Below are 22711 nucleotides of genomic sequence, written 5' to 3' on the forward strand. Positions count from 1 at the left end.
AATGTCTCCGAAGGGGAAGACGTGAACAAGGCGCAGCTCGTAGAAGCGATTGCCGACAAGGTCGGCGGCCGTCAGCAGGCCGCCGAGGCGGTCGACGCGGTCCTGGACGCCATCGTCCGCGCGACGGTGGCGGGCGACCGGGTCTCGGTCACCGGCTTCGGTTCGTTCGAGAAGGTCGACCGTCCGGCCCGTTACGCCCGCAACCCCCAGACGGGCGAGCGGGTTCGGGTCAAGAAGACCTCCGTTCCGCGCTTCCGTGCGGGCCAGGGCTTCAAGGACCTGGTGAGCGGCACGAAGAAGCTCCCGAAGAACGACGTCGCGGTCAAGAAGGCGCCCAAGGGCAGCCTGACCGGCGGGGCTTCGGCCACGGTCAAGAAGGCCGTCGCGAAGAAGGCCACGGCCACCAAGGCGGCAGCGGCCAGGAAGACCACGGCCGCCGCGAAGAAGACCACGGCCAAGAAGACCACGGCCGTCGCGAAGAAGACGACGGCGAAGAAGGCGCCCGCCAAGAAGGCCACCACGGGCACCGCCAAGACCGCCGCCGCGAAGAAGACGACGGCCAAGAGCGCCACCGCCAAGAAGGCCCCGGCGAAGAAGGCGACCGCCAAGAAGGCGCCCGCCAAGAAGTCGGCGGCTCGCACCACCACCGCCAAGAAGGTCACCGCCCGCAAGAGGTAAGGGCACAGGGGCACTCACGCGCCGGGCCGGACTCCGTGACGGAGTCCGGCCCGCGGCGTGTGAACGGAGGCTTCAGAAGGTCTGCAGGGTCACCAGGGTGATCGTGGAGTCCTCGACCTCGATGCGCACCCGCTGACCCGGGCGCAGGAGCCTGAGCTCTCCCGCGTCGAAGGCGGGCGCGCCGAAGGGCATCGGGGTGCCGTCGTCCAGGAGCACCTGGCCGCTGCGGGTTTCGGGGTCGTAGGTGAACGCGGTTGCCTGCATGGCGGTCAGCGTAGTGTCCGCGGATCCGTCGTGGGCGGTCGCGCTCACGTGGTGGAGCCGCGTGCCCCCGGGCGGGTTTCCAGCAGCCCTTCCGACGCGGCAGCCGTGTACGGGCCCACCCCCAGTGCCAGCGCCGCCCGCAGGTCCTCGCCGGTGTCCACGTCCTGGCGTACCGAGTCCACGTCGGTGAGACGCAGTTCCACGGCGCCCGACGTGCGGTGGCGGAAGCGGGAATCGACACCGAAGGCGGGCCGCAATTCCCTGCTCTGCGCGGCGGCCAGCAAGGTGGTCCCCACGCCCGCCGCGTCGGCGAGGAAAGCGCGGGGGAATTCCGCGGCCGCGTCGAGTACGCGGGCCAATTCCAGCGAGCGCAGAGCCGGCAGATCGGCGTTCAGAGCCGCGAGGGCGCTTTCGGGGTGCAAAGACCGCACGACGGCCGCCGCGTGCGCCAGCGCCGCGTTCAGGCCGCCTCCGGGCTCGTCGGGAACGATGCGGGCACCCAGCGCCGCCAGTTCACGGCCGGCCAGGGCGTCGTCCGTGACTACTGCCACATCCCGCACTGCCGGGCAGGCCAGCGCCGCTGTCACGGTGTCCTGGGCGAAGGCGAGGGCCAGGCCCGGGCGCACCCCGTCGGAGGCGGTGTCCGAGAGCCTGCTCTTGGCCCGCTCCAAGGGTTTCACCGGGATGACCAACGTCCACTGCACGAGCGTTCCGTCCTTCTCTTGTCGCGGCCATTGTCACTCAGTCGTCACGCGCCCCATCTGGCGGTGTCGGCGGCGGGGCGTACGGTGTTCTCGACAGACCGACGGCCTGGGGCGACACTTGTGCGGCCCCCCAGGCCCAAGAGGAAGGTGTCCGCGTGCCCCGCCGCCGAATCGGCTTCTGGTACCGCCTTGCAGCGGTGATCGTCAAACCACCGCTCGTGCTTCTGATCAAGCGGGACTGGCGTGGAATGGAGCACATTCCGGCAGGCGGCGGATTTATCACCGCGGTGAACCACAATTCGCACATCGATCCCTTCGCGTACGCGCACTTTCAGTACAACACCGGCCGCGTTCCGCGATTCCTCGCGAAGAGCGGTCTTTTCAACAAGGGATTCGTCGGCGTCATGATGCGCGGCACCGGGCAGATCCCCGTCTACCGCGAGACCACCGACGCGCTGAGCGCCTTCAGGGCCGCGATCGACGCCGTGGAACGGGGCGAATGCGTCGCCTTCTATCCCGAGGGCACCATCACCCGGGACCCCGGCCAGTGGCCGATGACCGGCAAGACCGGCGCCGCGCGCGTGGCCCTGCAGACCAAGTGCCCGGTCATCCCGGTCGCGCAGTGGGGCGCCAACGAACTGCTGCCGCCGTACGCCAAGAAGCTGCACGTCCGGCCCCGCAAGACCTCGCACGTCCTCGCGGGCCCGCCCGTGGACCTGTCGCCCTTCTACGACCAGGAGATGACCCCGGACCTTCTGCGGGAGGCCACCGTGGTCATCATGGCCGCCGTCACCGCCCAGCTGGAGAACATCCGCGGCGAGAAGGCACCCGACCTGGCGTACGACCCGCGGCGTGAGCGGATCGAGCAGCGCCGCCGGACCGAGGCCCAGAGTGGCCACGAGGGGGAGAAGAGCAAGTGAGCAAGCCCGTCAAGGCGGCCGTCTTCGGCACCGGTTCATGGGGTACCGCCTTCGGCATGGTGCTCGCCGACGCGGGGTGCGAGGTCACCCTGTGGGCGCGGCGCGCCGACCTCGCGGAAGCGGTCAACTCCACGCGTACGAACCCGGACTACCTCCCCGGCGTCGAACTCCCGGAGAACCTGCGGGCGACGGCGGACGCCGCTCAGGCCGCGCGCGACGCCGACCTCACCGTCCTCGCGATCCCCTCGCAGACACTGCGCGCCAACCTCGCCGACTGGGCCCCGCTGCTCGCGCCGGACACCGTCCTCGTCTCGCTCATGAAGGGCGTCGAACTCGGCTCCGCCATGCGGATGAGCGAGGTCGTACGGGACGTGGCCAAGGTCGGCACCGAGCGCATCGCCGTGGTCACCGGACCCAACCTCGCGCGGGAGATCGCCGCACGGATGCCGGCCGCCGCAGTGGTCGCCTGCACCGACGAGGCGGTGGCCCAGCGGCTCCAGGCCGCCTGCCACACGCCGTACTTCCGCCCCTACACCAACACGGACGTGGTGGGCTGCGAACTGGGCGGTGCCGTGAAGAACGTCATCGGCCTCGCCGTCGGCATCGCGGACGGCATGGGCCTCGGCGACAACGCGAAGGGTTCGCTCATCACGCGCGGTCTCGCCGAGACGACCCGGCTCGGACTCGCCATGGGCGCCGATCCGCTGACGTTCGCCGGACTCGCCGGTCTCGGCGACCTGGTGGCGACCTGTTCCTCGCCGCTGTCGCGCAACCACACCTTCGGCACCAACCTCGGCAGGGGGATGACCCTGCAGGAGACCATCGCGGTCACCAAACAGACCGCCGAGGGCGTCAAGTCCTGTGAGTCCGTGCTGGATCTGGCCCGCAGGCATGGCGTCGACATGCCCATCACCGAGACGGTCGTCGGCATCGTGCACGAGGGCAAGTCCCCGGTGGTCGCGGTCAAGGAGCTGATGTCGCGCAGCGCGAAGCCCGAACGACGCTGAGCGACCCGGCTCGGGCGCGCTGTATCACGGCACTACCACCGGGTACGCTCAACGCGATATGAGCACCGAGAACCTCCCCCAGAGCCCTGAGCAGCCGTCCCGCAAGCCGCGCGTGGCCGTCGTGTTCGGCGGGCGCAGCTCCGAACACGGGATCTCCGTGGTCACCGCCGGCGCCGTACTGCGGGCCATCGACCGGACGAAGTACGACGTCCTGCCGATCGGCATCACGCGCGAGGGTCGCTGGTTCCTCACCGCCGATGCGCCGGAGCGGATGGCGATCACCGACCGCCGTACCCCGGACGTCGACGAGTTGGCCGAGTCGACCGACGGCGGCGTGGTGCTTCCCGTCGACCCGTCGAACCGCGAAGTCGTCTACAGCGAGCCCGGATCGGTGCCCAAGGCGCTCGGTGAGGTCGACGTCGTCTTCCCCGTCCTGCACGGCCCCTACGGCGAGGACGGCACCCTCCAGGGGCTCCTGGAGCTCTCCGGTGTCCCCTATGTGGGCTCGGGTGTGCTCGCCTCGGCCGTCGGCCAGGACAAGGAGTACATGAAGCGGGTGTTCACCTCCTTCGGGCTCAAGGTCGGCCCGTACGTGGTGATCCGGCCGCGCGAGTGGGAGCGGGACGAGTCCGCCGCCCGCAAGAAGATCGTCGACTTCGCGGGCGAGCACGGCTGGCCGCTCTTCGTGAAGCCCGCGCGCGCGGGTTCGTCGATCGGCATCACCAAGGTCGACGACCTCTCCGGCCTGGACGAGGCCATCGCGGAGGCGCAGCGCCACGACCCGAAGATCCTGATCGAGGCGGCACTGCGGGGCCGTGAGATCGAGTGCGGCGTCCTGGAGTTCGAGGACGGTCCGCGCGCGTCGGTCCCCGCGGAGATCCCGCCGCCGCAGGAGCACGCGTACTACGACTTCGAGGCGAAGTACATCGACTCGACCCCGGGCATCGTGCCGGCGCCGCTCACGCCCGAGGAGACGGCCGAGGTCCAGAAGCTCGCGGTCGACGCCTTCGACGCGGCCTCCTGCGAGGGCCTGGTCCGCGCGGACTTCTTCCTCACCGAGGACGGCGAGTTCGTGATCAACGAGATCAACACGCTCCCGGGCTTCACCCCGATCTCGATGTACCCGCAGATGTGGGAGAAGAGCGGCATCGCCTACCCGGAGCTGGTGAGCCGGCTGATCGACGCGGCGCTGCGCAGGCCCACGGGGCTTCGGTAACCGGTCGTGGCCGCGGCCGCCCCTCCGATGGATCTCCGCGGCGCCCGGCACGCACCCCCACCGCCCAAAGGCGAGGGGGACCCCCGCCGCACGCCGATCGCACGCACCGAAGGCCGCTCCTTCTCCTACGGAGACCCGTCAGGCGGCCCTAGTCGGCGATCCCCTCGGGGATCGCCTTCTTTATCGCCGGCGCCAGATCCACCAGCGGCGCCATGCCGTTCCCGGTGCGGCTCCTGGGGATCGTCACCTCGACGTACGCCTTCCTGAGTGTCGTGGTGAACCGGAACGACCCGTCGTCCTGCTTCTCCAGCAGCCACCCCACCCCGTCGACCTCGACGCCGTCGGCCTCGGGGTCGTCCATCTTCGAGGGCCTCACGACACCGCACCGCAGTATGATCGCGGGGTCACCCCAGCCCGCGGTCAGCGCGGATGCGGGCTCGGGGTCCCGACGGTTCTGACCGTCGGCCTTGGACGGCAGTACCCGGTCCAGTTCTCGGCACGACTTCGCGACGCCCGCCCCCGGCGAGGGAACCACCGCCGACGCGTCGTCGTCTGCGGAGGAGCAGCCCGCGACCGTGATCAGCAGAGCGAACGCGGGCAGCCCGAGGACGGAGGAGCAGCGCCGGTGACGGAAGAATTTCACCGGCCAAGGGTAGACGGGGGCTACAGATGGACGACCGGGCAGGTCAGGGTACGGGTGATGCCGTCCACCTGCTGGACCTTCGCCACCACCAACCGGCCCAGGTCGTCTACGGTGTCGGCTTGTGCGCGGACGATCACGTCATACGGTCCTGTCACGTCCTCGGCCTGGATGACCCCCGGAATCTTGCTGATCATCTCGGCGACGGTCGACGCTTTGCCGACCTCGGTCTGGATCAGGATGTACGCCTGTACCACGGAACCTCCAGGGCGGCCACGAGGATCATGTGGGGAAAAGGAACGCCACGGTATCGCGTCGCCGCTCGTCGCGGGGAGACCCGCGGGGGCGTGGACGCCCGTGCCGGGGTGCGGACACGACAGAAGTTCACGGTCCCCTCGACCGTATCGAGGACACTGATGACGCGCGACCGGGCACGGCACGGCACAGAAGGGGCGTAAGGGCAATGAAGGGCACTGTTGGTGAGCTCGGTGAGTTCGGGCTCATCAGGGAGCTCACCTCCCGTCTCACCACCACCCCGGCAGTCCGGGTGGGTCCCGGCGACGACGCCGCGGTGGTCGCCGCACCCGACCGCAGGGTCGTGGCGAGCACCGACATCCTTCTCGAGGGCCGGCACTTCCGCCGCGACTGGTCCACGGCCTACGACGTGGGCCGCAAGGCCGCCGCGCAGAACCTCGCGGACATCGCCGCCATGGGCGCCGTGCCGACCGCCCTGCTGCTCGGTCTGGTCGTGCCCGCCGAACTCCCCGTGACCTGGCCCTCGGAGCTCATGGACGGCCTGCGCGACGAGTGCCAGGTGGCCGGCGCGTCGGTGGTCGGCGGGGACGTGGTACGCGGAGACACGATCATGGTCTCCATCACCGCCCTCGGCGATCTGCGGGGCCAGGAGCCCGTCACCCGGTCCGGCGCACGGCCCGGCGACCTCGTCGCGGTGACGGGCTGGCTGGGCTGGTCGGCGGCCGGCTACGCGGTGCTCGCCCGCGGCTTCCGCTCGCCCCGCGCGTTCGTGGAGGCGCACCGGCGCCCGGAGCCGCCGTACCACGCGGGACCGGCCGCCGCGGCGCTCGGCGCGACCGCCATGTGCGACGTGAGTGACGGGCTGATCGCCGACCTCGGGCACATCGCCGAGGCCAGCAAGGTCCGTATCGACGTCCGTTCCGGCGCGATCGACATCCCGACCCAGATGAACGACATCGGACAGGCCGTCGGCGTGGACCCCATGCAGTGGGTGCTGACCGGGGGAGAGGACCACGCGATCGTGGCGACCTTCCCGCCGGACGTGAAACTCCCGGCCCGCTGGAAGGTGATCGGCGAGGTCCTCAACCCCTCGGCGCTGCCCCAGGTCACCGTCGACGGGGCGCCCTGGACCAGCAAGGGCGGCTGGGACCACTTCGGCGGGGACATCGAGTCGTGAGGCCCTCGGTGCTCACGGTGGCCGGTTCCGACTCCGGCGGCGGCGCCGGCATCCAGGCCGACCTGAAGACCATGCTCGCGCTCGGCGTGCACGGCATGAGTGTCGTCACAGCGGTCACCGCGCAGAACTCCCTTGGCGTGCAGGGGATCTGGGAGCTGCCGGTGGAGGCCGTGCGCGCCCAGTACCGCAGTGTCGTGGACGACATCGGCGTCCGGGCCGTGAAGACCGGGATGCTCGCCTCCGCCGAACTCGTCGAGACGGTGGCCGAGTTGATCGGCGGCACGGACGTGCCGGCCGTGATCGACCCGGTCGGCGTGTCCAAGCACGGGGACTCCCTGCTGGCCTCGCAGGCGCTGGACTCGGTACGGCAGCGGCTGCTCCCGGTCGCCACCGTCGCCACCCCGAACCTCGACGAGGTCGCCCAACTCACCGGCGTCCGGGTCGAGTCGGAGTCCCACCTGAAGGAGGCCGCCGAGGCCGTCCTGGCGTTCGGACCGCAGTGGGTGCTCATCAAGGGGGGCCATCTTCCCGGCGACGCCGTGGACCTGCTCACCGACGGCACCGAGGAGCACTGGCTGCGCGCACCGCGTCACGACAACCGGCACACCCACGGCACGGGCTGCACCCTCGCGTCCGCGATCGCCTCGCAGCTCGCGAAGGGGCAGTCGGTGCCGGAGGCGGTGACGGCCGCCAAGGAGTACGTCACCGGGGCGATCGCCGCCGGCTTCGCGCTCGGCGCCGGGATCGGCCCCGTGGACCACGGCTGGGCGCTGAAGCGGACGCTCACAGCGGGTACTCCGGCAGCTTGATGCCGGTTCCAGCGGGCGGCTCGGCGTCGTAGGGGCCGTCGGTGAAGCGTCCCTCGTCGAGGAGCATGAGCTTGAGGAGGGTGTGGGCGCCGGTACGTACCCGAAGCGGGCCCAGGATGCCAAAGCGCAGAGCGGCGATTGGCGCAGGCCGTCAGGTGCCCGGGGTTTCCTCCGGGCACAACAGAAAGCCGGCCCACCCTGAGGTGGACCGGCTCTGTAGCGAACCAGCAGAGGCCGCGCGCTTCAGCTGTGCGTCAGCGCGCGATCTTGCCGGCCTTGATGCACGAGGTGCAAGCGTTCACGCGCTTCGGCGTCCCGCTCACCACGGTACGGACGCGCTGGATGTTCGGGTTCCAGCGACGGGACGTACGGCGGTGCGAAAACGAGATGCTGTTGCCGAAGCCCGGCCCCTTGCCACAGACGTCGCAGTTGGCAGCCACGGGTCACTCCAAAGACTTCAGATGCACTTACGGTGGGATCCCGGCGGGCCGGGATCGAGATCGTAGGATCAGAGATCTGAGTGGCGCTGCCAGGGGAATGGCCCGATCTGCATCGGGCAACCGGAGCAGCATACAACGACTGCGCCAGTAGAACGAAACTACCATGGCTGATCGGGCCCCCGGTCCCGGCCCTCTTCCGGCGGATACCCGTCCGGGGTCTACGCTGCGTCCAGTCCAGCAGCCCGAGGAGGCGCAGGTGGCGCAGGTGCCGCAGACATTCTTCGATGCTCTCGCGGTACGCACCTGGTGCGGCCTCGCGCTGCGGGCCCTGGGGCTGGCGCGCGAGGAGATCGACGCGATCAACGTCTACCCCGTCGCCGACGGGGACACCGGCACGAACCTGTATCTGACGGCGGAATCGGCGGCCGCGGCCGTGGAGGCCGTGTTCGAGGCGCACGACGCCCACGGCTCGGGCAGCCCGACTCTCGCCGACGCCGTGCGCGCGATGGCCCACGGGGCCCTCATAGGCGCCCGCGGCAACTCGGGCACGATCCTCGCCCAGCTGCTGCGGGGCATGGCCCAGGTACTGGCCGCCGACGGTGAGACGGCTCACACGGAGGGCGACGGACTCCGGCTCGCCCTGCGGCACGCGGCCGACTCCGCCCGCCAGGCAGTCGCCCACCCCGTCGAGGGCACGGTCCTCACCGTCGCCGCGGCCGCCGCCGACGCGGCCGACGGAGCGGAGGGGGACTGCGGGACGGTCGCCCGGGCCGCCTACGACGGGGCGCGTGCCGCCCTCGCCGCGACACCCGGCCAACTGGCTGTCCTGGAGCGGGCCGGCGTGGTGGACGCCGGCGGACGGGGGCTGGTGGCGGTACTGGGGGCGCTGCTGGAGACGTTCACAGGGGAGACGCCCAGGGCGGTCCCGGTGGTCCCCGGCACGATCGTGACCTCACCGGCCTCCCTGGCGCCTGCCTCGCCCTCCACCTCGCCCGAGGAGTGCGCCGACGCCCCCGGGACCGGCGGCCCCGCCTTCGAGGTGATCTACCTCCTGGAGGCCGACGACACGGCCGTGGCACGGCTGCGCGAACGGCTCGACGGGCTCGGGGACTCGCTCGTGGTGGTCGGCGGCGACGGGCTGTGGAACGTCCATGTGCACGTCGACGACGCGGGCGCCGCCGTGGAGGCGGGCGTCGAGGCCGGGCGGCCGTACCGGATCAGGATCACGCACTTCGCCCTCGGGGACGTGCACACCACCGGCGCCGAACGGCCGCCCCGCGAGCGCGCCCAGCGTGCCGTCGTCGCCGTCGTGCCCGGCGAGGGCCTGGCCGGTCTGTACGCCGAGGCCGGCGCGACCACCGTGCTCGCACGCCCCGGGGAGCCGCCCGCGAGCGGGGAACTCGTGGAAGCCCTACGACGGGCCCACGCGCGCGAGGTCGTGCTGCTGCCCAACGACGCCGACCTGCGCCACACCGCGGCCGCCGCAGCCGAGCAGGCCCGCGCGGAGGGCATCCGGGTCGCGCTGATCCCGACGCGCTCCGCGGTCCAGGGCATCGCGGCAATCGCCGTGCACGAGCCGGAGCGCCGGTTCGACGAGGACGTCGTCCAGATGACCTCGGCGGCCGGCGCGACCCGGTACGCCGAGGTCGCGATGGCGGAACGCCAGTCCTGGACCATGGCGGGCATCTGCCAGGCCGGTGACGTCCTCGGTCTCATCGACGGGGACGTGGCCGTGATCGGCTCGGACGTCACCGCCGCCGCCGAGACCGTCCTGGACCGCATGCTCTCGGCGGGCGGCGAGCTGGTCACCCTCGTCCTGGGCGACGAGGCCCCCGACTCCGTCGCCGACCACCTGGAGGCGCGGGTGCGGGAGTCGTACCTGGCCGTGGACACGGTGGTGTACCGGGGCGGACGGCAAGGGGCCGTACTGCTCATCGGGGTCGAGTAGGTCCCTGCCCCGGTTCGGGGCCTCAGCCTTCCTGCTCCGCCATGAGCCCGAGCATCTGTTCGGCCTCGGCCCGCCGGGCCCGTGCCGTCTCGTCGTCACGGGCGTCCGCTCGGCCGTAGGCCGCCAGTACGGCACGCGCGCGTGCCGCCGCCTGCGCCGGGCGGCTCAGGTCGGCCGCCAGCCAGCCCGCCGCGAGTTCGGCGCCGGTGCGGGCATCCAGGGCGTCGTCACCGGCCGAGGCGAACACCACGATGGCCTCCACCACCTGCCCGAGTGCCTCCTCCAGCACCGCCCGGATCGAGTCGTCGTCGGCGTCCTCGGCCACGGAACGGGCCAGCAGGTCGCCGAACTGCCGGTGGGTGTGCCCGAGTTCGGTGACGAGCCGCTGCCGCGCCTCCTCGTCGGCCTGTTCGTCGGCGAGCGCGGCCTCGCACTCCCGGACCGCGTCCGCCATCCGCTCCCGTGCCATGTCCGCCCCGCCCTCGGAGCGCAGCGCGAGCCACGCGCGGGCGCGCAGAGCGCGGACGAGGCCGTGGACGTTGCCGAGGTCCCGCCACAGATCCCCCGCACGCGCGTACGCGCTGTCCGCCTCGGCGGGCAGACCCGCGGCACCCAGCGACTCGGCCGCGAGATGGGCGAGCGTCGCATGGTCGTGCTGCTCGGGCCAGTGCCGGGCGATCTCGGCGGCCTGGAGACGCCGCTCGGCCGACTCCCGGTGCTCGCCCAGCTCGCCCAGACAGTCGCCGAGCCACCACAGCGTCTGGACGACCGCCCCGTCACCGTGCGTCTCGGCGTTCAGGTCGGGCAGCGCCGACTCCAGCACCTCCGCGGCCTCGGCCCACCGGCCCAGCCGCAACAGGAACCCGCCCAGCTGCTGCCTGGCCCATGCGCCCAGCATCGGGCCCTCACCGGCCTCGTCGGCCCAGTGAGCGGCCTCCAGGGCATGCTCGGCAGCCTCCTCGGCCTGCCCCCGGCTACCGACGACCTCGGCGAGCTGGAGGTGGAGCTGGGCCCGCCCGATCGCCTCCAGGTGCGGCCCGCCGTGCTCCAGGGCCGCCCGCAGCGCCCCCTCGGTCCCGGCCGGGTCGCCCAGATGATGCATGAGCCCGGCCAGCCGCGCCTCGTACTCCACCGCGAACCACGGCAGACCCGCCTCCACGAACCCCGTCGCGGCCCCCGCGAACAGCTCCGCGGCCGACTCCACGTCCCCGGCCCGGGCGGCCAGCTCCGCCAGCATCGCCTGCGCCTCGGCGACCCGCGCGGTGAGCCGGACGTCGTCACCGGTGCGCCCCTCGACGAGGGCGAGCACCTCCCGTACGGCCTGCTCCGCCTCGGGCAGGACCCCGTCGTCCTCCGTCTCGTGCACCTGCCGCAGCAGGATCCGCGCGCGGGACATCAGTACCGACGCGGTCTGCCGTACGCCCGTGTCGTCCGCGGCGTACAGGGCGAGGATCTCGTCGTACGGCCCGGCGAGCGCTGTGAGTGCCTCGTCCACCTCACCGGCCAGCGCGCGTACGTACGCGGCACGCGCGCGTGCCGCCAGCGCCTCGCCGGGGTCGCCCGCCTGCGTGTACAACTCGGCGGCCTGCTCGAACAGTTCTATGCCCTCGGGGCCGCGGTCCATCGCCTCGTGGTCGGCGATCTCCGCCCGGTCACGCGGATCCAGGTCCGCCTCCCTGCCCTGCGCGGCCCGCGCAACCGCCGCCCAGGCCTCCACGGCGTTCGGCTGGAGGGTGTCCGACAGCCGCCGCGCCTCGGCGACAAGCGCGGGCAGACCCGGCTCCTGGGCGACCGCCGGGACCGGTGGCACGACCACGGGAGCGGCGACGGTGCGGACCGCCCGTACCCCCAACGGCAGCCGTTCCACCAGCGGTTCCTGAGCCATGCGCGCGCGTGCCCGCTCGCTGACGTGGTCTGTGCCGTTGCGCTCGTCGAAGCGGGCCGCCAACGCGAGGGCCTCCCCGCGCGCGTGGACGGCGAGTTCGGCCGCGGTCCAGGTGCGGCCCGCGGGCCCCGGCACCGGCTGGTCGCCCCGGCCCAGTCCGGTCAGCCGGTCCATCAGCAGCGCCACCGCGGCCGTGAATTCCAGCCTGCTGCGCGGATGGCCGTCGTCCGTGAAGTACGCGGGCCGCTCCGCGAGCAGTTCGAGAGCGCGGGCCTCGTTGCCGCTCAGCGCGCAGAACTCGACATGGTCCGCGTAGGCACCGCGCATGCTCTCCATGGACCGCACGAGCCGGAAGCCCCGCAGATGGTTGGCGCGCGCCTCGTCGAGCCGCCCCAGCCGCAGCAACGGCGTCAGCGACGAGGCCAGGGCCGCGTGCGGCTCGTGGGCGCATGTGAACTCGCCCTCAAGGACAGGCGCCCACAGTTCGAGCGCCTCGGCGTCCCGGCCGCGCTGCGCCTGCCACCAGCCCTGTTCGTGGAGCTCGCAGGCGTGGCAGTCGGCCATGGTGTCCCGGTCGGCGGCCAGCCAGGCGGCGTACGCCCGCTCGGCCCGCGTCAGGTCCCCGACGTGCGAGGCCACGCTGTACTCGGCGCTGCGCACCGCCCGTTCGGAATGCCCGGCCAGCCGGTAGCGGTACTCCATCTCGCCGAGCCACTTCTCCATGGCGCCGAGCGGGATGTGCGGCTGGTCGAGCATGCCGGTCGTCACCCACTTGAAGACCCAGTGCAGCGAGTGCGTCTCGTACTCGTCGAAGTCCTCGGGGTGTTCGTCCCACATGCGCAGCAGGCGCGCGAAGGGAACGAACATCTTGGCCTTCTCGGAGCTGTAGTTGTAGACCTTCAGCTGGTGGCCGAGCGCCTCGATCACCGCGAGCGGGATGTTCAGCTTCTCGGCCTCGGCGAGCAGCTGCTCCGCGCGCGCGTTGCGGGCGGGACCCTCCGGCTCCTCGGAGTTCTCCGCCATGGCCCGGCGCAGCGCGTCGAGGCCCGGGCTCCCGTCGGGTCCGCTCATCAGGGGGTCTCCTCGCCGTTGGTGGCCCACTCCAAAAGGCCCATGAAGGCCCGGTTCAGCAGCGCGGAGTCCGCGGGCCTGAGCGGGCGCTGGGCCATCAGCAGCGCCTGCCCGTACAGGGACTCGGTTGCGGTGCCGATCAGTTCCGGATCACCGAGCGAACCGATCCGCCGTACGAGCGGGTTGAGCTGGTTCAGCACGAGACGCGCGCGTGGAGCGCTGCCGCGCAGCGAGCCGAGGATGCCGGCCCACAGGTCGTCGGCCTCCCCCTCGGCCTCGGCCCGCGCCTGCTCGTGCCGGGCGCCCCGGTCGTCCAGGTGCAGTGCGGGCACGGACAGCGGCCGGAAGGCACGCAGGACGACGTCACAGCCCAGCGGATCGAGCCTGGCCCGCGCGGCCGCCAGGAAGCCGGACAGCGCCAGCTCCTCGGCCGGATCGACCAGGTTCAGATGGGCGGTCACGGTGTCCGCGTCCAGCTCGGCGACGACGGTCCCCGGCCGCACCGAGGGCAGCGCCTCGACCAGGTCGCTGTCGTACGTGTAACCGCCGTTGACCACGCCGACGCCCTGCGCCGACGCGATCGGCGCGACCTGCCGGTACTCCTCCACGGTCCGCGTGAAGTGCACCACCGCGTGCCGCTGCGCGAACTCCTCAAGGGACAGCCGCCCGTCCGTCGTCTCGAACGGCAGCCACGGCAGCATCGTGCGCAGCATCTCCCGGTCGTGCCGCGCGAGCGACTTCACACCGAGGTGATGCACGGACAGGAAGGCCGCGAGCCGCTCGGGATCACCGGCGGCCAGCCCCGTCAGCCAGGACCGGATCCGCTCGCCGAGCGCCTCCCGTACGGCTGCCAGCGTCTCGTCCTCGTACAGCGCCTCGCGCGAGGCCGTGGGCCGCAGGCTGTCCGTGTCCAGGACGCAGCGCACGAAGAACGCCCAGTCCGGCAGCAGCTGGTCGGCCCGCTCGGTCAGCAGCATGCCCTTGAGATGCACGCGATGGGTCGCCCGCTGGGCGGGACTGACCGCCGTGGGAAGGACGTACGCCATGCCCCGGATCCCGGCCAGCGGCACGTTCAGCTCGATCGAGTCCAGCGGTGTGAAGCCGAACAGGTCGTGACAGTGCCGGGCCAGGGCCACCCTGCGGGTGGCGGGGGAGGGGTAGGGCCGGTCCCAGGGCGCGGGCAGATCGGTGACCGCCTCGTCGCCGACCCGGACGTCGTACGGCAGCAGTGAGCCGAAGTCCCGGGCGAGCTGCAGGACCCGCGCCGGCGCGAGCCACTCGGCGGCGCCCGCCCGCGCGACCAGATGCACAGTGGTCCCCGGCTCCGGACGGGCCTCGTGGGGCAGCGTCCGCACACGGTACGAACCGTCGTCGCTCGCCGTCCACTCCACCGGAAGCGCGTCCGGCGTACGGGCGCTGCGGCTGACCACCCGGATCCGCTCGGCGACCACGAAGCACGCGAGCAGGCCGATGCCGAACTGCCCCAGGAAGTCGGAGCGCACCTCCTGAAGCCCCTCGGCCCGCTTGGAGCTGCGTCCGATGGTGGCCAGCAGGTTGTGCACGTCCGTCTCGGTCAGGCCCACCCCGGAGTCCTCCACCCGGAGCACGCCGTCCTCGGCGTACAACCGGACCCGGGCCGGCGCGTCGGGCTGTTCGGCCCGCCGTGCCGTGATCGCGTCCACCGCGTTCTGGAGCAGCTCGCGCAGATAGACCTTGGGGCTGGAGTAGAGGTGATGGGAGAGGAGGTCCACCAGACCGCGCAGGTCGACCTGGAACGTATGAGGTTGCTGAGGTACCTGGGGTGTCTGTGATGACTGTGAGGTCTGGGAATCCATCGTCGCAGCGCCGGTGGGGGGACGTTCGCACGGCGCGGGGTCGGGCGGTCCCGGGTGGGGCGGTGACCGCGGGGGATGGCCGGAGCGCGCCATCCTAAGTCCCGAACCAGCCGTCTGACCAGGGGTTTCCCAGGATGTATACGGCAATGTCAGTGGCGTGGTGTGCAATGGATCTCGTGCCCGCACTGGAAGAACCGCTGAAACAGCCCCTGAAGTCAGTGCTCGGCCCCGCCACCGCGAAGGTGATGGCCGAGCACCTCGGCCTGCACACCGTCGGCGACCTCCTGCACCACTACCCGCGCAGATACGAGGAGCGGGGGCAGCTGACCCACCTCGCCGACCTGCCCATGGACGAGCACGTCACCGTGGTCGCCCAGGTCGCCGACGCCCGCCTGCACACCTTCGCCTCCGCCAAGGCGCCCCGCGGCAAGGGCCAGCGCCTGGAGGTCACCATCACGGACGGCAGCGGCCGCCTCCAACTGGTCTTCTTCGGCAGCGGCGTTCACAAGCCCCACAAGGAACTCCTGCCGGGCACCCGCGCGATGTTCTCCGGCAAGGTCTCCCTCTTCAACCGCCGCCTCCAACTGGCCCATCCGGCCTACGAGTTGCTGCGCTCGGACGAGGAGGAGACGGTCGAGACCTGGGCGGGCGCCCTGATCCCGCTCTACCCCGCCACCGCCAAACTGGAGTCCTGGAAGATCGGCAAGGCGGTCCAGACGGTCCTGCCCAGCGCCCAGGAGGCGATCGACCCCCTCCCGGAGTCCCTGCGCGAGGGCCGCGGTCTGCTCGCCCTCCCCGAAGCCCTCCTCAAGATCCACCGCCCGCACACCAAGGCCGACATCGCCGACGCCCAGGCCCGCCTCAAGTGGGACGAGGCCTTCGTCCTCCAGGTCGCCCTGGCCCGCCGCCGCCACGCGGACGCCCAACTCCCGGCGGTCCCTCGCGAACCGTCCCCCGACGGCCTCCTGAGCGCCTTCGACGACCGCATCCCCTTCACCCTCACGGAAGGCCAGCAGAAGGTCTCCAAGGAGATCTTCGACGACCTGGCGACGGACCACCCGATGCACCGGCTGCTGCAGGGCGAGGTCGGATCGGGAAAGACGTTGGTGGCCCTGCGCGCCATGCTCGCCGTCGTCGACGCGGGCGGACAGGCCGCCATGCTGGCCCCCACCGAGGTGCTCGCCCAGCAGCACCACCGCTCGATCGTGGAGATGATGGGCGACCTGGCCGAGGGCGGCATGCTCGGCGGTACCGAGCACGCCACCAAGGTCGTCCTGCTCACCGGTTCGATGGGGACGGCCGCGCGCCGACAGGCCATGCTGGATCTGGTCACCGGTGAGGCCGGGTTCGTGATCGGCACGCACGCGCTGATCGAGGACAAGGTGCAGTTCCACGACCTGGGCCTGGTGGTGGTCGACGAACAGCACCGCTTCGGGGTGGAGCAGCGGGACGCCCTGCGCGGCAAGGGAAAACAACCGCCGCACCTCCTGGTCATGACGGCCACCCCCATCCCGCGCACGGTCGCCATGACGGTCTTCGGCGACCTGGAGACCTCCGTCCTGGACCAGCTCCCGGCCGGCCGCTCCCCGATCGCCAGCCATGTGGTGCCCGCCGCAGACAAGCCCCACTTCCTCACCCGCGCCTGGGATCGGGTCCGCGAGGAGGTGGAGAACGGCCACCAGGCCTACGTCGTCTGCCCCCGCATCGGCGACGAGGAGGACGACCCCAAGAAGTCCGCCAAGAAGAAGGCTTCCGAGGACGAGGCCGACAAGCGCCCGCCGCTCGCCGTCCTGGACATCGCCGACCAGCTCACCAAGGGCGCCTTGAGCGGCCTTCGCGTCGAGGTCCTGCACGGCCGCATGCACCCCGACGACAAGGACGCGGTCATGCGCCGCTTCGCCGCCGGCGAGACCCACGTCCTGGTCGCCACCACGGTCATCGAGGTCGGCGTCAACGTCCCGAACGCCACGGCGATGGTCATCATGGACGCCGACCGCTTCGGCGTCTCGCAGCTCCACCAGCTGCGCGGCCGAGTGGGCCGTGGCTCGGCGCCGGGCCTCTGCCTCCTGGTCTCGGAGATGCCGGAGGCGAGCCCGGCCCGCCAGCGCCTGAACGCGGTCGCGTCGACCCTGGACGGCTTCGAGCTCTCCCGTATCGACCTGGAGCAGCGCAGGGAGGGCGACGTCCTGGGCCAGGCCCAGTCCGGCGCCAGGACCTCACTGAGGGTCCTCGCCGTGATCGAGGACGAGGAGATCATCGCGGAGGCGAGGGAGGAGGCGACGGCGGTGGTGGAGGCGGATCCGGAGCTGACAGGACTTCCCGGCCTGCGTACGGCCCTGGACGCCCTCCTGGACGAGGAGAGGGAGCAATACCTGGACAAGGGCTGAGAGACGACTCCCCGGCGGCGCGGGGCCGCATCGAACACACGGCTACCACCGAGCGAGCGCGACCAGCCACAATGAACCCGAAGCCGCCCACGACCAAGGATCCAAGATGACCCGCGTGATCGCCGGCAAAGCCGGCGGACGCCGCCTGGCAGTCCCGCCGGGCAACGGCACCCGCCCCACCTCCGACCGCGCACGCGAAGGACTCTTCTCCACCTGGCAGTCCCTGCTCGGCGGCCCGCTCCGGGGCGAACGCGTCCTGGACCTGTACGCCGGTTCAGGAGCTGTCGGCCTGGAAGCCCTGTCACGGGGCGCGAGCCACACCCTCCTAGTCGAGGCCGACGCCAGAGCGGCCCGCACAGTCCGCGAGAACGTCAAGAACCTGGGCCTCCCCGGCGCCGAGGTCCGCGCAGGCAAGGCCGAACAGATCATCCGGACACCGGCGCCGACAGAGCCGTACGACCTCGTCTTCCTCGATCCCCCGTACGCCGTCACCGACGACGATCTTCGGGAGATCCTCCTCACACTCCGTACGGAACACTGGCTCGCGCCGGACGCACTGGTCACCGTGGAGCGGAGCACCAGAGGCGGCGAATTCGGCTGGCCGGCCGGTTTCGACGCGGTCAAGGCCCGTCGCTACGGCGAGGGAACGTTTTGGTACGGTCGCGCCGCCGCTACGTGCGAAGACGCACGATGACCGGACCGGAGAGCGAGGGATCTCAAGTGCGCCGCGCCGTCTGTCCCGGGTCGTTCGACCCGATCACCAACGGACACCTCGACATCATTTCCCGCGCCTCCAGACTGTATGACGAGGTCTACGTCGCGGTGATGATCAACAAGTCCAAGAAGGGCCTCTTCGAGATCGAGGAGCGGATCGAGATGATCCGCGAGGTCACCGCCGAGTACGGCAACGTGATCGTAGAGGCCTTCCACGGCCTCCTCGTCGACTACTGCAAGGAGCGCGACATCCCCGCCATCGTCAAGGGGCTGCGCGCGGTCAGCGACTTCGACTACGAGCTCCAGATGGCCCAGATGAACAACGGTCTCTCGGGCGTCGAGACCCTTTTCGTCCCGACCAACCCCACCTACAGCTTCCTGTCCTCCTCGCTCGTCAAGGAGGTCGCGACCTGGGGCGGAGACGTCTCCCACCTGGTGCCGCCGCTGGTCCTCGAAGCTCTGAACGAACGCCTCCGCAAAGGCTGATGGGGCTACAGTCGTCCCGTCCGTCTCCAACACAGCTGTAGAGAGTGGCGAGCACAGGTGGACGTGCAGAAGAAGCTCGACGAGATCGTGGCCTCGGTCTCCGGTGCACGGTCGATGCCGATGTCGGCCTCGTGCGTGGTCAACCGCGCTGAACTGCTCGCGCTGCTGGCGGAGGTGCGCGAAGCTCTGCCCGGTTCCCTCGCGCAGGCCGAGGAGCTGATCGGCGGCCGTGAGCAGATGGTCGAGCAGGCCCGCCAGGAGGCCGACCGGATCATCTCCACGGCGCACGCCGAGCGCGGCTCCCTGATCTCCGACACCGAGATCGCCCGCCGCTCCCAGGCCGAGGCCGAGCGGATCGTGAACGAGGCCCGCCAGGAGGCCGAGGACGTCCGCGCCGAGGCCGACGACTACGTCGACTCCAAGCTCGCCAACTTCGAGGTCGTGCTGACCAAGACCCTCGGCTCGGTGGGCCGCGGCCGCGAGAAGCTCCTCGGCACCGGTCCCGGCACTGACGAGAACGGCTACGAGGACGAGGACGCCCCCGAGCGCAGCCACGACCCCGAGACCCTGCGCCGCGACGCCGACTCCTACGTCGACTCCAAGCTCGGCGCCTTCGAGGCGGTCCTCGCCAAGACCCTGGAGGCCGTCGGCCGCGGCCGCCAGAAGCTGCACGGCCGGATCGCCTCGGACGACCTCAGTGCCCTCGCCGACGACACCTCCACCGTCCAGCACTCCAGCGACGCCGACTACCTGGCCGACCTCACCGCCCTCGCCGAGCAGGACAACCGGGCCGCGGCCCGGGTACCGGTCGAGCAGCAGGACTACGCCCAGCAGCCGGCGTACGGCTACCAGCAGCAGACCGACGCCTACGCGGGCTACCAGCAGCAGGCCGATCCCTATGCCCAGCAGGACCAGTACGGCTACCAGCAGGCCGACCCGTACGCCTACCAGGGCTACGAGCAGCAGGCCGCCTACGACCCGAACCAGGCCCAGCAGCCCCAGCACGCCCAGCAGAGCTACGCCCTCGACGAGACCAGCCTCTTCGACACCGGCATGATCACGCCGGAGCAGCTGAGGGCGTACGAACAGGGTCGCGGCCAGTAACTGACCACCGGATTGGGCCGTGAGCGAAAGGTCCAGTATCCTGGCTCTTCGGTCGCGCGTACGTCCGCGATCACCGCTGCCCGGGAGCACCGAAGGGCAGCATCCCCCTGAGCTCGAAGATCGAAAGCAGGAATGGCCCTGAACGCCCGCCTCGACCACCGCAACCCTCTCGTGTTCGACACACACGAGCTGGGTCGGCGTCCTGGCGCGCTCCAGCGCCTGACCCGTCAGATCGACGCCCCCAAGGATTTCGGCATCCAGGGAGTGATCGGAGTGCCGGAAGGCGCCCCGGTCGAGCTCGGACTCCGCCTGGAGTCGGTCATGGAAGGTGTCCTTGTCACAGGCACCGCCCGTGCACTGGCCAAGGGGGAGTGCGTAAGGTGTCTGGAGCCGCTGGAGCTGGAGCTCGAAGCGGACTTCCAGGAGATGTTCTCGTACCCTGACGCCGACGACCGTGGCCGCGTGAAAGCGGAACCGGTCGACGACGCCGAGGAAGACGAGGACAGGCTCTTCATCGAGGACGGTCTTTTCGACCTCGAACCCGTGCTGCGTGATGCGGTGGTGCTCGCACTGCCGATGCAGCCGGTGTGCCAGGACGACTGCCCCGGCCTGTGCTCCCAGTGCGGAGCCCGGCTGGCGGACGCCCCGGACCACCACCACGATGCCGTCGACATCCGTTGGGCGGCACTGCAGGGACTCGCCGGTTCACTCGAAGATGGCGAGAAGGACGAGATCAGCGGCGCTGAAGCAGGCGCCGACGAGAAGCAGGAGAAGTAGCCGTGGCTGTTCCGAAGCGGAAGATGTCGCGCAGCAACACGCGCCACCGCCGGTCGCAGTGGAAGGCTGCGGTCCCCACCCTGGTTGCGTGTGAGCGCTGCCACGAGCCCAAGCTGCAGCACATCGCGTGCCCCGCTTGTGGCACCTACAACAAGCGCCAGGTCCTCGAGGTCTGAGCGGCTGGTGAGAGGCACTGTGTCCACGCCGAAGAAGAACTCGGGCGACAACCAGGCCTCGTCCCACACGCTGTTGGAAGGGCGGCTCGGGTACACACTCGAGTCCGCCCTTCTGGTGCGTGCGCTGACCCACCGTTCGTACGCGTACGAGAACGGCGGTCTGCCGACCAACGAACGGCTGGAGTTCCTCGGGGACTCCGTGCTCGGTCTCGTGGTCACGGACACGCTGTACACCACCCACCCCGACCTGCCCGAAGGCCAACTGGCCAAGTTGCGGGCCGCGGTGGTCAACTCGCGTGCACTTGCGGAGGTCAGCCGCGGGCTCGACCTGGGCTCCTTCATCCGGCTCGGCCGTGGTGAAGAGGGAACGGGCGGCCGGGACAAGGCATCCATCCTCGCCGACACCCTTGAAGCGGTGATCGGCGCGGTCTATCTCGATCAGGGCCTCGAAGCGGCCTCCGAACTGGTGCACCGCCTGTTCGACCCGCTGATCGAGAAGTCCTCCAACCTCGGTGCCGGCCTGGACTGGAAGACCAGTCTCCAGGAGCTCACCGCGACCGAAGGGCTCGGCGTACCCGAGTACCTGGTCACGGAGACCGGCCCCGACCACGAGAAGACCTTCACTGCTGCCGCCCGCGTCGGAGGCGTCTCGTACGGCACCGGCACCGGCCGCAGCAAGAAGGAGGCGGAGCAGCAGGCCGCAGAGTCCGCCTGGAGGTCCATCCGGGCCGCCGCGGACGAACGCGCCGAAGCGGCGGCAGAAAAGGCTGTTGAAGCCGTCGAAGCCGCCGAGGACGACGAAGAAGGTCCGTCGTCCGTCTCCGCCTGACGCCCTGAAGCAGGGGCGTCCGAAGAGCAGTGCAGCCGAGCGCCTGCCCCTGAACACCGGGGCGGGCGCTCGGTTCATACACCGGTCCGTGACGGGGGAGCCCCATGCCCGAGTTGCCCGAGGTCGAGGTCGTACGGCGGGGTCTGGCGCGGTGGGTCGCCCACCGCACGGTCGCCGAGGCCGAAGTGCTGCACCCGCGTGCGGTACGGCGTCACCTCGCCGGCGCCGACGACTTCGCGCACCGGCTCAAGGGCCATCGCGTGGGCACCCCGAGCCGTCGCGGCAAGTACCTCTGGCTGCCCCTGGAGGACACCGGCCAGTCGGTCCTGGCGCACCTCGGCATGAGCGGCCAGCTGCTGGTCCAGCCGCACGCGGCGCCTGAGGAGAAGCACCTCAGGATCCGGGTGAGATTCGCGGACGAGGTGGACACCGAGCTGCGCTTCGTCGACCAACGCACCTTCGGGGGGCTGTCGTTGCACGACAACACCCCCGACGGCCTGCCCGACGTGATCGCGCACATCGCGCGCGACCCCCTCGACCCGCTCTTCGACGACGAGGCCTTCCACCAGGCCCTGCGCCGCAAGCGCAGCACCGTCAAACGGGCCCTGCTGGACCAGTCGTTGATCAGCGGAGTCGGCAACATCTACGCGGACGAGGCCCTTTGGCGTTCCCGCATCCACTACGAGCGCCCCACCGCGAGCTTCACCCGCCCGCGCACGGCCGAACTCCTGGGCCACGTCCGGGACGTGATGAACGAGGCACTCGCGGTCGGCGGCACCAGCTTCGACAGCCTGTACGTCAACGTGAACGGGGAGTCCGGGTACTTCGACCGGTCCCTGGACGCGTACGGCCGTGAGGGACTGCCGTGCAGGCGGTGCGGTACGCCGATGCGCCGGCGGCCCTGGATGAACCGGTCCAGCTACTTCTGCCCGACGTGTCAGCGGGCGCCGCGCGTCACGTCGTAGCGCTCACGGGCGGCCAGGACGTCGTCCATGCGGCCCTCCACGAAGTGGATGAGGCCCAGCAGCCGCTCGGCGACCTCGCGGCCCAGCGGGGTCAGGTCGTAGTCGACCCGGGGCGGGTTGGTGGGCTGGGCCTCGCGGTGCACCAGGCCGTCACGCTCCAGTCCCTGGAGCGTCTGGGAGAGCATCTTCTCGCTCACGCCGTCGACCCGGCGGCGCAGCTCGTTGAAGCGCAGCGAGCCCTCGGACAGGGCGCCGAGCGTGAGTGCGCCCCAGCGGCCCGTCACGTGCTCCAGCGTGCCGCGCGAGGGGCAGGCCTTGGCGAACACGTCGTACGGGAGGTCCTGCGCCTCCAGGGGCTGCTGCGTGGTGTCCATAGCACGAGCGTACTGGAAGAGAGCACTAACCGACAGGTTGCACTAACCAG

At 71.0% G+C, this 22711-nt stretch carries 23 protein-coding genes; 15 read left to right on the top strand and 8 right to left on the bottom strand.

Annotated elements, in window-relative coordinates:
• Nucleotides 1–21: 21 nt before the first annotated feature.
• The gene (locus tag OHT57_RS35190; RefSeq protein WP_328750795.1) at nt 22–678 is read left to right on the top strand and encodes an HU family DNA-binding protein; all 657 of its coding nucleotides are present in this window, start codon (nt 22–24) and stop codon (nt 676–678) included.
• Nucleotides 679–750: 72 nt separating this feature from the next.
• On the opposite strand, the gene OHT57_RS35195 is transcribed toward OHT57_RS35190, so the two are convergent.
• Together OHT57_RS35195 and cofC are read right to left on the bottom strand one after the other, a co-directional pair.
• Nucleotides 751–942: a hypothetical protein gene (locus OHT57_RS35195; protein WP_328750796.1), complete on the bottom strand. Its 192-nt coding sequence runs from the start codon at nt 940–942 to the stop codon at nt 751–753.
• Nucleotides 943–986: 44 nt separating this feature from the next.
• Complete coding sequence (gene cofC / locus OHT57_RS35200) at nt 987–1646, bottom strand: 2-phospho-L-lactate guanylyltransferase (protein ID WP_328750797.1); 660 nt, start codon at nt 1644–1646, stop codon at nt 987–989.
• A gap of 155 nt (nt 1647–1801) precedes the next feature.
• Here cofC and OHT57_RS35205 point away from each other — a divergent pair, with 155 nt between their 5' ends.
• From OHT57_RS35205 to OHT57_RS35215, 3 genes are read left to right on the top strand one after another with little or no spacing between them, the layout of a single operon-like run.
• Nucleotides 1802–2566: a lysophospholipid acyltransferase family protein gene (locus OHT57_RS35205; protein WP_328750798.1), complete on the top strand. Its 765-nt coding sequence runs from the start codon at nt 1802–1804 to the stop codon at nt 2564–2566.
• Nucleotides 2563–3573 (top strand): NAD(P)H-dependent glycerol-3-phosphate dehydrogenase, encoded by a 1011-nt coding sequence (locus tag OHT57_RS35210; RefSeq protein WP_328750799.1) that lies wholly within the window; start codon nt 2563–2565, stop codon nt 3571–3573. Before OHT57_RS35205 ends, OHT57_RS35210 begins: the two co-directional genes overlap by 4 nt.
• A 58-nt stretch (nt 3574–3631) precedes the next feature.
• Entirely contained in the window at nt 3632–4789 is a 1158-nt protein-coding gene (locus OHT57_RS35215) for a D-alanine--D-alanine ligase family protein (RefSeq protein WP_328750800.1), read from the top strand.
• A 148-nt stretch (nt 4790–4937) separates the two neighbouring features.
• Here OHT57_RS35215 and OHT57_RS35220 read toward each other — a convergent pair whose 3' ends face one another.
• Together OHT57_RS35220 and OHT57_RS35225 are read right to left on the bottom strand one after the other, a co-directional pair.
• On the bottom strand, nt 4938–5432 hold the full coding sequence (locus OHT57_RS35220) for a DUF3515 domain-containing protein (RefSeq protein WP_328750801.1): 495 nt from the start codon (nt 5430–5432) through the stop codon (nt 4938–4940).
• 20 nt (nt 5433–5452) lie between these two features.
• Complete coding sequence (locus OHT57_RS35225; RefSeq protein WP_328750802.1) at nt 5453–5686, bottom strand: Lrp/AsnC family transcriptional regulator; 234 nt, start codon at nt 5684–5686, stop codon at nt 5453–5455.
• Nucleotides 5687–5892: 206 nt separating this feature from the next.
• Here OHT57_RS35225 and OHT57_RS35230 point away from each other — a divergent pair, with 206 nt between their 5' ends.
• Nucleotides 5893–6861 carry a thiamine-phosphate kinase gene (locus OHT57_RS35230; protein WP_328750803.1) on the top strand — a complete coding sequence of 323 codons (969 nt, stop codon included), beginning with the start codon at nt 5893–5895 and terminating at the stop codon, nt 6859–6861.
• Entirely contained in the window at nt 6858–7670 is an 813-nt protein-coding gene (gene thiD / locus OHT57_RS35235) for a bifunctional hydroxymethylpyrimidine kinase/phosphomethylpyrimidine kinase (RefSeq protein WP_328750804.1), read from the top strand. Before OHT57_RS35230 ends, thiD begins: the two co-directional genes overlap by 4 nt.
• Nucleotides 7671–7924: 254 nt before the next feature.
• Here the strand turns inward: thiD and rpmB are convergent, their stop codons facing one another.
• Nucleotides 7925–8110, bottom strand: coding sequence for a 50S ribosomal protein L28 (gene rpmB, locus OHT57_RS35240; RefSeq protein ID WP_328750805.1), 186 nt, complete (start codon nt 8108–8110; stop codon nt 7925–7927).
• 256 nt (nt 8111–8366) lie between these two features.
• Between rpmB and OHT57_RS35245 the strand changes: the two genes are divergently transcribed.
• Entirely contained in the window at nt 8367–10058 is a 1692-nt protein-coding gene (locus OHT57_RS35245) for a DAK2 domain-containing protein (protein WP_328750806.1), read from the top strand.
• Nucleotides 10059–10080: 22 nt separating this feature from the next.
• Here OHT57_RS35245 and OHT57_RS35250 read toward each other — a convergent pair whose 3' ends face one another.
• Together OHT57_RS35250 and OHT57_RS35255 are read right to left on the bottom strand one after the other, a co-directional pair.
• A complete protein-coding gene (locus OHT57_RS35250; protein WP_328750807.1) occupies nt 10081–13014 on the bottom strand; it encodes a tetratricopeptide repeat protein in 2934 nt (977 codons plus the stop codon).
• The gene (locus OHT57_RS35255) at nt 13014–14849 is read right to left on the bottom strand and encodes an HSP90 family protein (RefSeq protein WP_328750808.1); all 1836 of its coding nucleotides are present in this window, start codon (nt 14847–14849) and stop codon (nt 13014–13016) included. Before OHT57_RS35255 ends, OHT57_RS35250 begins: the two co-directional genes overlap by 1 nt.
• Before the next feature lie 167 nt (nt 14850–15016).
• Here OHT57_RS35255 and recG point away from each other — a divergent pair, with 167 nt between their 5' ends.
• From recG to mutM, 8 genes are all read left to right on the top strand, one after another.
• Nucleotides 15017–17236 carry an ATP-dependent DNA helicase RecG gene (recG, locus tag OHT57_RS35260; protein WP_328750809.1) on the top strand — a complete coding sequence of 740 codons (2220 nt, stop codon included), beginning with the start codon at nt 15017–15019 and terminating at the stop codon, nt 17234–17236.
• 106 nt (nt 17237–17342) lie between these two features.
• Entirely contained in the window at nt 17343–17930 is a 588-nt protein-coding gene (gene rsmD / locus OHT57_RS35265) for a 16S rRNA (guanine(966)-N(2))-methyltransferase RsmD (protein ID WP_328750810.1), read from the top strand.
• A gap of 26 nt (nt 17931–17956) precedes the next feature.
• Nucleotides 17957–18436, top strand: coding sequence for a pantetheine-phosphate adenylyltransferase (coaD, locus tag OHT57_RS35270; protein WP_328753411.1), 480 nt, complete (start codon nt 17957–17959; stop codon nt 18434–18436).
• Nucleotides 18437–18493: 57 nt separating this feature from the next.
• Nucleotides 18494–19540, top strand: coding sequence for an ATP synthase F0 subunit B (locus OHT57_RS35275; protein ID WP_328750811.1), 1047 nt, complete (start codon nt 18494–18496; stop codon nt 19538–19540).
• A 132-nt stretch (nt 19541–19672) separates the two neighbouring features.
• Entirely contained in the window at nt 19673–20317 is a 645-nt protein-coding gene (locus OHT57_RS35280; protein WP_328750812.1) for a YceD family protein, read from the top strand.
• A gap of 2 nt (nt 20318–20319) precedes the next feature.
• Nucleotides 20320–20493, top strand: a complete 174-nt coding sequence (rpmF, locus tag OHT57_RS35285; RefSeq protein WP_006139588.1) for a 50S ribosomal protein L32 — start codon at nt 20320–20322, stop codon at nt 20491–20493.
• A 19-nt stretch (nt 20494–20512) separates the two neighbouring features.
• A complete protein-coding gene (gene rnc, locus OHT57_RS35290; protein ID WP_328753412.1) occupies nt 20513–21322 on the top strand; it encodes a ribonuclease III in 810 nt (269 codons plus the stop codon).
• A 104-nt stretch (nt 21323–21426) separates the two neighbouring features.
• The gene (gene mutM, locus OHT57_RS35295) at nt 21427–22287 is read left to right on the top strand and encodes a bifunctional DNA-formamidopyrimidine glycosylase/DNA-(apurinic or apyrimidinic site) lyase (RefSeq protein WP_328750813.1); all 861 of its coding nucleotides are present in this window, start codon (nt 21427–21429) and stop codon (nt 22285–22287) included.
• Here the strand turns inward: mutM and OHT57_RS35300 are convergent.
• Complete coding sequence (locus OHT57_RS35300; protein ID WP_328750814.1) at nt 22260–22661, bottom strand: winged helix-turn-helix transcriptional regulator; 402 nt, start codon at nt 22659–22661, stop codon at nt 22260–22262. The two genes, mutM and OHT57_RS35300, sit on opposite strands and share 28 nt — an antisense overlap.
• Nucleotides 22662–22711 lie beyond the last annotated feature (50 nt).

Origin of the sequence: Streptomyces sp. NBC_00285 (genome assembly GCF_036174265.1) — a bacterium.
Lineage (GTDB): Bacteria > Actinomycetota > Actinomycetes > Streptomycetales > Streptomycetaceae > Streptomyces.